The organism is Blautia sp. BIOML-A1 (genome assembly GCF_009883055.1).
In the GTDB taxonomy this organism is placed as follows: domain Bacteria; phylum Bacillota; class Clostridia; order Lachnospirales; family Lachnospiraceae; genus Blautia_A.
Genome location: NZ_WWVR01000011.1, coordinates 158,095 through 169,132, shown reverse-complemented (window position 1 = coordinate 169,132; position 11,038 = coordinate 158,095). Strand labels below are relative to the sequence as shown.

The 11,038-nt window shown below is 38.4% G+C and carries 11 protein-coding genes; 1 reads left to right on the top strand and 10 read right to left on the bottom strand.

Translation table 11 applies throughout. From position 1 onward, the window contains the following. Positions 1-72 precede the first annotated feature (72 nt). From GT674_RS07440 to GT674_RS07405, 8 genes are all read right to left on the bottom strand, one after another. Complete coding sequence (locus GT674_RS07440) at positions 73-1,749, bottom strand: glycoside hydrolase family 3 C-terminal domain-containing protein (RefSeq protein WP_243149073.1); 1,677 nt, start codon at positions 1,747-1,749, stop codon at positions 73-75. A gap of 182 nt (positions 1,750-1,931) precedes the next feature. After that, positions 1,932-3,239, bottom strand: a complete 1,308-nt coding sequence (locus tag GT674_RS07435) for an ATP-binding protein (RefSeq protein WP_161285129.1) — start codon at positions 3,237-3,239, stop codon at positions 1,932-1,934. 23 nt (positions 3,240-3,262) lie between these two features. Then, positions 3,263-3,967 carry a LytR/AlgR family response regulator transcription factor gene (locus GT674_RS07430; protein ID WP_161285128.1) on the bottom strand — a complete coding sequence of 235 codons (705 nt, stop codon included), beginning with the start codon at positions 3,965-3,967 and terminating at the stop codon, positions 3,263-3,265. A 183-nt stretch (positions 3,968-4,150) separates the two neighbouring features. Next, positions 4,151-4,825, bottom strand: coding sequence for an ATP-binding protein (locus GT674_RS07425; RefSeq protein ID WP_161285127.1), 675 nt, complete (start codon positions 4,823-4,825; stop codon positions 4,151-4,153). Between the two features lie 22 nt (positions 4,826-4,847). Next, positions 4,848-5,042, bottom strand: coding sequence for a hypothetical protein (locus GT674_RS07420; protein WP_015524507.1), 195 nt, complete (start codon positions 5,040-5,042; stop codon positions 4,848-4,850). Between the two features lie 16 nt (positions 5,043-5,058). Next, positions 5,059-6,876: a cobaltochelatase CobT-related protein gene (locus GT674_RS07415; protein WP_161285126.1), complete on the bottom strand. Its 1,818-nt coding sequence runs from the start codon at positions 6,874-6,876 to the stop codon at positions 5,059-5,061. Positions 6,877-6,882: 6 nt separating this feature from the next. Further along, positions 6,883-7,815: an AAA family ATPase gene (locus GT674_RS07410; RefSeq protein WP_161285125.1), complete on the bottom strand. Its 933-nt coding sequence runs from the start codon at positions 7,813-7,815 to the stop codon at positions 6,883-6,885. An 85-nt stretch (positions 7,816-7,900) separates the two neighbouring features. Then, on the bottom strand, positions 7,901-8,671 hold the full coding sequence (locus GT674_RS07405) for an ATP-binding protein (RefSeq protein WP_161285124.1): 771 nt from the start codon (positions 8,669-8,671) through the stop codon (positions 7,901-7,903). A 168-nt stretch (positions 8,672-8,839) separates the two neighbouring features. Here GT674_RS07405 and GT674_RS07400 point away from each other — a divergent pair, with 168 nt between their 5' ends. Next, positions 8,840-9,487 (top strand): TetR/AcrR family transcriptional regulator, encoded by a 648-nt coding sequence (locus GT674_RS07400; RefSeq protein WP_161285123.1) that lies wholly within the window; start codon positions 8,840-8,842, stop codon positions 9,485-9,487. Here GT674_RS07400 and GT674_RS07395 read toward each other — a convergent pair. Next, entirely contained in the window at positions 9,409-10,035 is a 627-nt protein-coding gene (locus GT674_RS07395) for a DUF3786 domain-containing protein (protein ID WP_161285122.1), read from the bottom strand. The genes GT674_RS07400 and GT674_RS07395 overlap by 79 nt on opposite strands. A 413-nt stretch (positions 10,036-10,448) precedes the next feature. Beyond that, the gene (locus GT674_RS07390) at positions 10,449-11,036 is read right to left on the bottom strand and encodes a cytidylate kinase-like family protein (RefSeq protein WP_161285121.1); all 588 of its coding nucleotides are present in this window, start codon (positions 11,034-11,036) and stop codon (positions 10,449-10,451) included. Between the last annotated feature and the right edge of the window lie 2 nt (positions 11,037-11,038).

Below are 11,038 nucleotides of genomic sequence, written 5' to 3'. Positions count from 1 at the left end.
GCTTACATCCGCCAAGATGCAACTCAATCATACCTTGAGGTTCTTTTTTATTCAATTGGCGCTTTTAATGAATTACAGGAATGCTCCTTTTGCATCTTCAAATACATTTGTTGCTGCAGTATTATCTGATGCTCTTTTATTTTCTCCCTCATATACTACATCAGCATCTGCAGTATAAGTTTTCTGATCCAGCACAGTGTGTGAATCGCTGTTGATAGAGATCACATAATCGCCTTGTTCAAGAACATACGCTTTTGCATTATTCTCATCATAAGAGGCCATATCTTCTATACTAAATGTAACTGTAACGGTCTGAGATTTTCCCGGCTGAAGCAGCTCTGTTTTTGCAAACTCGATCAGATTTGCAGAAGATTTCTCAATTCCGCCATTTGTATATGGTGGATTATAATACACTTCTACTACATCTTTTCCGGCAACATCTCCGGTGTTGGTTACTTCCACATCTACAGAAATCTGTCCGTCTTTTTCCTCCAGTTCGCCCATTTTCTGTTCAAATTCTGTGTAACTCAGACCATATCCAAATGGATACTGTACAGTCTTGTCGTAATCAATCGCACCTTCCTGTGCAGCTGTTTCATAGTATTTATATCCTACATAAATACCTTCCACATAATTGGTAAATGCTGGAGCATACACCTGAGCAGTTCCTGCATTCATTCCCTCAACTGCCATATCTGCCAGATTTGTATACTCGATTTTTTCTGCATTATTCCACCACGGAGCAGTCGTCATATCATAAATAAATGTATCCGGTGTTTTTCCGGAAGGATTGACTTCTCCTGAAAAAACTTTACCAAGTGCATCAAATCCCACATTTCCAGTTCCGGGACACCATACAACAGATTTAATCTGTGGATATTCATCTACGAAACCAAGTTCAAACTGATTTGCTCCATTATAAATCACAATCACATTATCAAAATTTGAGCAAACCATATCCACCATATCTCTCTCAGTTTGTGAAAGCTGTAAATAATGCTCTCCCTCAGGAAAATCATCATATTCATCTGAATTATTATCATAGGCTGCTTTTTTTACATCCATAGGAATATCATTATGACCTTCACCTGCTTTTCTGGAAAGAACCACAACTGCCACATCAGAATACTCTTTTGCACCTTTAATAAGCTCATCACTATACGTATCTACAGGTGGCTCCGGTAATGTCCAGCTCTGTTTCTGGATAGACATTTCCGGATTATCTGCACCATAATTGTTATAAAAATCAACCAGTTCCTGGTTAATAGAAAATCCGGCATTTTCAAGTCCCTGATTCAGACTGACAATATCATACAGATCATTAATTCCACCGGAACCAGCTCCTCCGTAAGCCGGATTGATAGATTCCCAGCCAAAAATATTCAGTTTATTTGTTTCATTTAAAGGAAGCAGGCTTTCATTCTTCAGAAGAACAATTCCGTCTTCCATAATTTCTTCTGCCACTTCCGCAGCTTCTTCATTTGTTTCATCGCTTAAAGTTCCATTTCCCGTTGCAAGTCCAATCAACGTAGCCATTGGTCCAAAACAGATCATATTCACGCAGACAACAACTGCAAGAACCATTGCGATCGCAGCTTCCCTTCTTATCAGAAATCTTTTGTCCCTGGACATCCTGCGGCATGCGGTCATAATTACGATTCCAATTACAAGTGCAGCAATAATACCGATAATATACGGTTTGCATAATTGTAATACCGCCAGAACATCTTCCATTTCAACACTGATCATTCTCTTTTTCCTCCTTTGACTCTCTCGTTTTTTTCAGGTATCATTTCCTGTTGGCATTACTATAACATGGATATTATTTCGTGCCGCTTTTGGCACAAGATGCAGCAAATATGGCACAAAATACTAAAAAAGGTCCACCGGACCTTTTTGTCGTATGCTTGGCAACAAAAATACCCAGAGCATTACAATACTCTGGGTAAAAGAATCTTTAATTCAAACCAATTCTGCTGTACTCCAAATACTACAGAACCATCATATTTTTCTACAGCTGTACGAATACTCTTCAATCCAAAACCATGGTTTTTACTATCCTTTTTTGTTGTTGTAATCAGATCCTCCTCATTTTTGGAAATTTCTGCTTCACAATAATTCTCTATCTTGATGAACACAAATCCTTTTTGGGCGGATACTGTCAGATGGATCAGTCTTTTTTCCGGATCTGGAATCAAAATTACATGTTCAATCGCATTATCCAAAGCATTTCCAAATATAGAACATATATCGGTTACATGCATATGATCCAATAATTTTCCATCTGCCACACAGGTAATCTGTATATGATTTTTTCGACAGTGGAAAATCTTAGCTGCCAAAATCGTATCAAGTACCTGATTCCCCGTTCTGCTTATATTTTCAAAAGCAGCGATTTCATTTTCCATGGAATCAATCCATTTTTTTCGTTTCTCTTCATCTGATTCCGCACGAAGTCCCGTTATCTGGTGTTTCAGATCATGGTATTTCATTTGTATGAGATCCAGGCTGTCCTGATAATTTCGGTATTGTTCATACTGGCTTTTCAACATCACGTTCATCACTGAAAGTTCTTTCTCGGCAACATACTCACTTATCCTGCTCTGATAAGCATGCAGGATTGCAATACCTCCAAAATCAATCAGTGTTCTGATAGAAAAAATATCTGCACGTTCTCTGCTCGCAAATGGTGCATTTTCATTTAAAAAGCTCAGATTACTAAAAGCAAAGATTGCAACAGCCATGATTGCCGCCGCTGCTACTTCCTTTACTGTCATCTGTTCAAGATAATTCTGCTTCAGAAGATCTTTTTCTAAATAAATATCAATAGTAAAGCAGCCTCCAAAAATAACCATCGTGATCAGAATTTCAACCCAGATGCTCTGATTTCCCCATGTCTGTACACCAGATACCATCTGCCACTGCAGCGAAGCTGTAAACTCAGCAAGAACAAATGCGCGAGCACAGCAATAAGCCGCTCCCAGAGGCTTCATATTTCCTCCGACCATAAGAAATATATACATCATACCTGCAGCGGTCATCATACAGGGAATCCACAAAATTTCAGTTACATTGCCTGTTAAAGTCAGAAAGATACTCTGCATTGCCAGCATGAAAAGACTGCCTGCCAGAAAATGTACAGATTTCATGTTTTCTTTTTTTAGGATATAAAGATAAACCAGACATGATCCCCACTCTGCTATTGCCGTATAAATTCTCGGAATATCCTGATATAACATAGTATCCTCCATTTCACATGAAATCATTCCATATTGAGGTTTTGCAGAAGCAGATTCATGAATTCTTTTTTTCTGGTTCTGCTGACAGGTATATGTACATTATGAATCACACAATCAGAACCAACAAACCCCTCTACATGATTCATATTTACCAGATATCCCTTTGCACATCGAAAAAAATTATGTACTGCAAGTTTTTCTTCGAGTTCTTTCATTGTAATTCTTGAACAGTAATCTCCTCTCGAAGTATAATAGATTACATTATGTCTCTGCCCCTCAATATAATAGATATCTGCTATATCTATCTTTACAACTCCTTCTCCAGTCGGAATCGTAAGAAATTCTTTAACCTCAGAGCGCATACGTCCAACTGCTTTATCCAATTTCTGCGAAAAAGAAAAGTACTCAACTGGTTTTACTACATAATCCATTGCATCAACTTCATATCCACGTACTGCATATTGAATCATATTTGTAATAAACATAATAATTACTTTCTGATCCATCTGACGGATTTTTTCTGCAGTTGTCATACCGTCCATGAACCGCATCTGAATATCCATCAGAATAATGTCAAAACCACCACTGTAATTCTCAATGATATCTTCTCCATCACCAAATACCGTAACCTTTATTGATCTTCCCCTTTCCGTTTGATATTTCCGGATATACTCTGTTAATTGTTTTACGTAAATTTCTTCATCTTCCACAATTGCAATCTGTATCATCCTATACCCTCCACAAGAATTGCATTCTTTGTAACTGTTCAATCACACAATACAATTCCAGGTTTTTATTATTTTATAAATACCTTTTGTTTCAGTATATCACTGCTTCTTTCTTGCATCAAGCGGATCTAATTTTACAAATTACAGCTGTATAATCTGGTTATCTTTTATCATATATCCACATTAAATAGAAAGTAGAAATTCTGTTAAGTTTTCAATAGCATCTGGTTTTTCTGATAGTTCTTTCCCCATCAGTCCCTCTCCCATAATACCAGGATCCGCACCAAGAGATACAGCGACTCGACTTGAATTCCATACAGCTTCATACATCATTTCCTGATTCTCTTTTGTTACTTTATTGAAAACGTAATAAAATGGTTTTTGAATACTTTCCGATAATTCCCCGATTTTTTTGAAGTGTTCAATACCAGCCTCCATATCCATTAATGCAAATTGGTCTTCTGTAAGCCTAAGATTTTGGATAAATTGAGTCATAACAGTTCCCATAGCACATGAACACCCTTCATTTGCTTGATGAATTTTTCCACTGCTCATCAGTTTTACACCGTCCTTCAGACTATAATAATCTTCCGGTATATCATCTATAGTCCAGGTTTCCTCAAAAAACTGATGAGTAAATTTTGATAACATCATATCATTTAAAACATTTTGCTTACCACCGAAATAGTCTGTAAAATCTCTGGGAAGCTTCATACCTAGCTGTCGGTGTAGACCATAATTAGATTCATCGGAATCAATTACCAAAATTTCTTTTCCGCGTCTGGCTAAAGCCTTAGCCAAAAGACTGGTTACTGTACTTTTTCCACATCCACCTTTTCCGCAAACTGCTATTTTCATCTCTTATCTCCTTAAATGCTTCTTACTCCACTTCCTCCAGTTCTGTTCCTTCTGGAAGAATATATCCGCAGTTATCACATACTCCGTCCTCTGCAAGTATCCCGTCTTTCACAAAGGCTTCAATGCCTCCCGGTTCATGACAGCGTGGACAGTCTAATTCCTGTATCTTTTTCTGATTTCTTACATCCTGACAATTGGAAAATTCAATTTTACCCATAGTGATTCCTCCATTTTCATTCCATATCAATTTGTCTTCGCAAAAAAGTTCCTACTATACGGGAAAAATTGCTGATATTACGAATATAGGCGAAGTCTTTTCCATAGATTCTCTTTTCCACGGAAAGTTCTTCTTCATTCCCTACAAAAATACCAATTACGAAAATTCCCTGATTTCTGGCCCGACGCACCTCAGATGCAGTATCTTTCACAGCTCCTTCTCCGTCATAGATCTTGGGCTGGCGGGTTCCTGGTCGTTGTATGCTCATATCACAGGGTTTTCCATCACTTAATACGATTAAAATCTTATTTTTTTCCGGTCGCTCCATGAGAGAGGAACAGACTGTTTTCAGTGCAAGCCCATCTCTGTTATTGGCATACGCCCGAAATTGAAAGATTCTTTCATTTGTTTCCCTTGGATCTTCATAATCCCGAAATCTCTGAAGTACTGTATATCCCCAGAAAGCACAGTATCCTGTCACCCGATGAGGAATTCCTGCCTGGCTTAATGCTTCACTGATAATATATCCCTGAGCCGCTACCTGAGCCTGTCTGTCAGCCTGGGAACCACTGGAATCAATCAGGACGTCTATTACAAACTCAGAATCATCAGATCTTTTTTTTCTATTAAATAGCTTGTCATCGTCTGTTCTTCCAATTTTCCATAACCTCTCAGGAACAAGCTGCCCTGCATCAGATCTGCTGACAAAATCATCCTTTCGGATTATAAATGCCCGTTTCAGTGACTCTGCCAACACAGAAATATTTCTTTTGATGATCCAGTGATTATTTCCATAATAGGCTTTATTTTTTTCAAACTGCAGCTGAGAAAAACGGTATTGATTATTTTTTATCACAGGGCTCTGTAAAATTCCATCTGTAAGATACAGGATACAGTTTTTGTGGATTCCTGTACAAATTTTCCGGTTGACCCTGGCCTGCTCCGATTCACTTAGATACGATTTTCCGTAATTCAGTTCCACATATTCCCGTATCCGTCGCACTGCCTGTGGATTTATATTCTCCGAGCTTTTCGGAACTTCTTCATTTTCCGGCGAGAAATAAAATCTTTTTTTCTTTTTGTTTCTGATATCCAGACTCATCATCTTTTTTTTGAGATTAGAAAGATATTTTTGAATAATGTCTTCCATCTGTTCATCCGTCATGCATTCCTGCCACGCGTCATTGGCCAATGCCATATTCGGTAAATTCAGAATCTTCTCCAGATTTCCATTTCTTTTTTCAAAAGAGGGATCCAGAACATGATTATAAATCTCATCTATCACGTTTATGACATCTTCCGTATTTTCCGCATCCTTCAGAGAAAGAATCTTGTACAATGCAATCTCTGCCTGTGGATCCATTCCCTTATCGTCTGTGTTCTCCAGAACATGCCTTATATACAGAAGCCTAATCCTGTGAATCAGGTCTGTTCCAGCTTTGTCTGATACCTGCTCTTCCTCGGCCTTTTCCAATTCTCTGAACGCCTGTTCTCTGATTTCCTTTGTTCCCAAACGTTCTCGAATGATAAAACGATTCACTGCGGCATCCATGCATAATCCAGCAAGAGGCAACAGCATATCTTCTCCAGCAGAAAAATGTAATTTTTTCATCAAATACATGCCAAGTTTTTTCTGATCAAAATATCGTGCAAAGGCACCCTGCTTCACTGCCTCATACAGAACCGTTTGTTTTGAATAAACATATTTTTCTGTGTCCGGTTCAAATTCCGTATCATAATCACCACTGACTGTCCAAAAAAGATTTCTGATACGATTGCTGATCTCCAGACGATGTTCTTCCAGTTGTTCCGCCGGCCATCTGACATCCTCCATACAAGTTTACCCCCATATGTCTTTTCCGGTCCAGGAAGATGGGATTCTTGTAGAAACCACATCTTCTACGATTTCTTTTTCAAATACATCAAAACTTTTATTTATGATCCCCATCCGGACTGCATCAATTGGAGAAAGTCCGCTTCTTGTTGCTTTTACAGCAGAAACCAATCCTCTCAGGTCAAGAGATTTTGTTGAGATTTCTCCATGATAAGCTTTGATCTGCAAATCCAGAAACAGTCCTGCAAAAGCTTTCAGTGCACTTTTTTCCCCATCTGGAAAATGTTGTCTTAATACAAAAAGGACACTATCCTCATCCATTTCAGGCATATCAATTACCATAAACCTTGAAACCAATGCTTCATTTAGCTCTCTGGTACCTGCGTAACCATAATTCATCGTGCCGATAAATCGTGTTGCCGGATGAAGTAAAATCCTGTTATATCCTGGAATATCGATTCTGCGCCGATGATCCAGTGTGGCATGCAGTACAGAAACCGCATCATTTTTTGCCATATTGATTTCGTCCAGGATTCCAAATCCTCCAAATTCCGCGCATTGGTAGATGGGGCCTTTCCGAAGGCGAACCTCATTATTTATAAAGGTATCCGTTCCAATCAGATCGGCACTGTCCGTATTTACATGAAAAGAAATGTCGTATTCCGGTCTTCCGAATATCCATGCCAGTGTCTCACATAGTACATTTTTTCCTGTAGCTTTCGCACCGGAAAGTAACAGGTTATCTCCCTGAAGAAGCGTTGCTATTGACATTTCCAGAATCTTTTTCCCATAAAATAGGATATCCGGTTTTTCTACCCGTTCTTTTACCTGATTCTCTACCTCATAACGCATGTGAAAATCTCTCAGTTCTCCAATCAATTCCTGCGCTATCTTCTGGTCTTCTAAATATTTTTCTATTTCTGTCCAATGATTTCTCATGAAGATTTTCCTTTCTTTGCAATTGGTTATACCAAATCAGATGATATTTCTGCTTACTCAATCTTCATACTTTCAATCCTCCAACTCACAATCCTAACTTCTTTACAATTTCTCCCAGTGCACTTCTTACAGGAGAATCTTTCGGAAGCTGTATGATCGGCTTTCCATCACAGTCATACTGATATACCTGGTCATCATGTGGTACAACACCTAACAGTTCCAATCCCTGATTTCGGATTTCTTCCAGAGTTCCGGCATCCAGTTTTCCATCTGGAACACGATTCACAATTAATCCAGTTTTCTGTGGTTTAAAGTTTAATTCATTCATCAGCTTTGCAATACGTCCGGCTGCCTGAACACCTCTTCTGGAACAGTCACTCACAAGAATCGCAACTTCCATCATTGGCAGGATTCCTCTGCTGATGTGTTCCATACCCGCTTCGTTATCAACCACAATATATGGATAATGGCTTTGCAGTTTCTGAACCTGGGTCTGTACAAGACCATTTACAAAACAATAGCAGCCCTGTCCCTGGGTTCGCCCCATTACCATCAGATCATAATCATCTTCTTCCGCAATCGCATCAGAAAGACGCATTTCCAGATATGCCTGCTTTGTCATACCAGATGGGATCTGATATCGTGGATCTACGCCTGCCCGCTCAATTTCTTCTCTCAGCTCTCCAAGTGTGATCTCCGGCTCCACACCAAGCACTTCATTTAAATTGGCATTCGCATCTGCATCCACGGCCAGAACCGGACGTTTCCCACTTTCACACAAATACTGGATCAATAATCCACAAAGTGTAGTTTTTCCTACGCCGCCTTTTCCTGATATCGCAATTACATGTCCCATATTTTTCCTCCTAAAATTCTGAACAACCTGTTGACTTTTTCTTTAAATCTCATTATAGTTGTTACTATATAAATTACAATAATCAATCTGTGAGATTTGTATAGCTACTCAACACATCAAAAAAATTGTTGAGAAATCATATGATACCAAATAATACAGGAGGATATAATGTCAGAAAAAACGAGAAAACAAGATCGCCGTACCCGCTATACCAGGCAAACCATAAAAGATACGTTCTTAGAATTGTTAAAGCAGAAAAGTTTTACAAAAATTACAGTTACTGAGATCTGCAAAAATGCTGAAATCAACCGTGGCACTTTTTATCTTCATTACTACGATATCCATGATGTATTAACAGATATTTTTGACGATATGACTCAGGATATGTTAACAACTGTAGATCATTTATTCTGTCCTAATAAAAAAAGCTGTTCTTATCCATTCTGTCAGAAAATTCAAATGGAATCACAGTACAGGGCACTGTTCCTGGATGACACGATAGCTCCCATCCTTCTGGAAAAAATAGCAGAAAATACAAAAGAAGGCTATGTGACCTGGCTTATGTCACACAGCCTCCTGACCTTTGAACAGGCAGAGTCTGTCTTTTATTTTCAGATGAATGGATGCCTTTCCATAAACAGACTGATGCTTAGAAATCACTGCAATGACTGGAAACAGATTCAGACAACAATTGACAAATTTATCAAAGCCGGACTGGAAAGTTTTCTGATTCATGATCAGAGAGAAGAAAATGCTTCCGATAATTTTTGCAGCAAAATTTCTCCAACTGTTACCGCATCTTCTACACTCAGATAATGATCGGCATGATCCTGAAGAAATATTTTGCCAGATACAGGAAATTCTTCATCTGCAAACCATATCTTTAAAGTTACCGGATATCTTGGCAGAACTGGAAAAACAGCACACAGATCCGCCTTTGTCTCTGTGAATTCTGCACCCAGGTTTTTACATGCTTTCTGAATTTTCTCAGGATCTTTATCCTGCAAAAGCTTTTCCAGTTTCTGCTCTGCAGCCCGGTCAAACTTGGTTCCTCGAATCAATCCATCTTTCAGGTTACCAAAAGTAATGAGCTTCTGTGAGCCTTCTGTTCCATCGGCCATATCCAGATAATGCAGCAATATCAGATAATGCCATTCGTCCATTTTTGAGTTAATACGAAACTCAGGGAGTTGAATTTCAATCGTTTCATAAAAACTCAGTACTTCAAGCACATTTCGGCTGCTATGAAAAACAGCCCCACTTTTTGCTGCAAGATCCTCTCCGGAACGATTTTGCAGCCGTTTTACTGCTGCCTGCAACATTTCCTGAAATGCACGATTTTCTGTTTGATTTTTGTATTCCATAAACTCTCCTTTGTGAACATTTATAGTATCATATAATAATCAATGTTTATACAAGGATTTTAGTATTCTCATAAATCTAACTTTGTCCGGATCCTCTTTCATCCATTACCTCAGTCATAGTTTCATAATCTTTTCCCTGTTTTCACGATAATAAAGGTGATACATTTTTTTAGTCATATGTTTTTTGATTCTGGTGTATAAATAGCATATGATACAATCCTCCGTAAGTTTCATTACTGTGTTGACTTTTCCTTTAATCCCCATTATAGTTGTAATTATATTATTTACAATAATCAAACATTAAATTATTTTTTATCTCTTGTCAATATCTATATTTTTATACTTTCGACACGCTTCCTTTAATATTACTGTTCACTCCGTTCACAGCAACTTGACTATGACTCACGCCTCGGTTATTTGCTGCATTCCACTATTATCTTCTCACATCTGTCATATCCAAGCTGTGAACTGTTCAGACACAACGTATAGTTGCTGGCTTTTCCCCATTTCTGATCCGTGTAAAAGTTGTAATTTGTCATACGTCTTTTATCTGTATCTGCCATCATTTTGACAGCTTCCTTCTCTTCTACATTATATAAGCGAATGATACGCTGCGTTTTCTCTGGCATATCCCCATGGATAAATACATTCAGCACATCATCCCTGTCCTTCAGGATGTAATCTGTATTTCTTCCAATGATCACACAGGGTCCCTTCTCAGCCAGATCTAAGATAACTTTTCTCTGTGCCTCATATACCATATCTTCTACAGATTTCCCTGTGATGTCACGTCCGGCAAGTGCATATGCAAGTAAACCTTTCTTCGGAGATAACTCTGCATTTTCCTGAATATATTCCGGAGATAAACCAGACTTTTCTGCAATCTCGCTGATGATATTTTTATCATAATAAGCAATTCCAAGTTTTTTTGCAACTTCTTCTCCTATAAAACGTCCACCGCTTCCAAATTCTCTGCTGATCGTAATAATTCTTTTCGCCATCT

Coding starts and splice junctions, on each gene's coding strand:
- GT674_RS07440 (WP_243149073.1), bottom strand. CDS start 1,749: ATGATCAGTGTTGAAATGGAAGATGTTCTGGCGGTATTACAATTATGC.
- GT674_RS07435 (WP_161285129.1), bottom strand. CDS start 3,239: ATGTTATATCAGGATATTCCGAGAATTTATACGGCAATAGCAGAGTGG.
- GT674_RS07430 (WP_161285128.1), bottom strand. CDS start 3,967: ATGATACAGATTGCAATTGTGGAAGATGAAGAAATTTACGTAAAACAA.
- GT674_RS07425 (WP_161285127.1), bottom strand. CDS start 4,825: ATGAAAATAGCAGTTTGCGGAAAAGGTGGATGTGGAAAAAGTACAGTA.
- GT674_RS07420 (WP_015524507.1), bottom strand. CDS start 5,042: ATGGGTAAAATTGAATTTTCCAATTGTCAGGATGTAAGAAATCAGAAA.
- GT674_RS07415 (WP_161285126.1), bottom strand. CDS start 6,876: ATGGAGGATGTCAGATGGCCGGCGGAACAACTGGAAGAACATCGTCTG.
- GT674_RS07410 (WP_161285125.1), bottom strand. CDS start 7,815: ATGAGAAATCATTGGACAGAAATAGAAAAATATTTAGAAGACCAGAAG.
- GT674_RS07405 (WP_161285124.1), bottom strand. CDS start 8,671: ATGGGACATGTAATTGCGATATCAGGAAAAGGCGGCGTAGGAAAAACT.
- GT674_RS07400 (WP_161285123.1), top strand. CDS start 8,840: ATGTCAGAAAAAACGAGAAAACAAGATCGCCGTACCCGCTATACCAGG.
- GT674_RS07395 (WP_161285122.1), bottom strand. CDS start 10,035: ATGGAATACAAAAATCAAACAGAAAATCGTGCATTTCAGGAAATGTTG.
- GT674_RS07390 (WP_161285121.1), bottom strand. CDS start 11,036: ATGGCGAAAAGAATTATTACGATCAGCAGAGAATTTGGAAGCGGTGGA.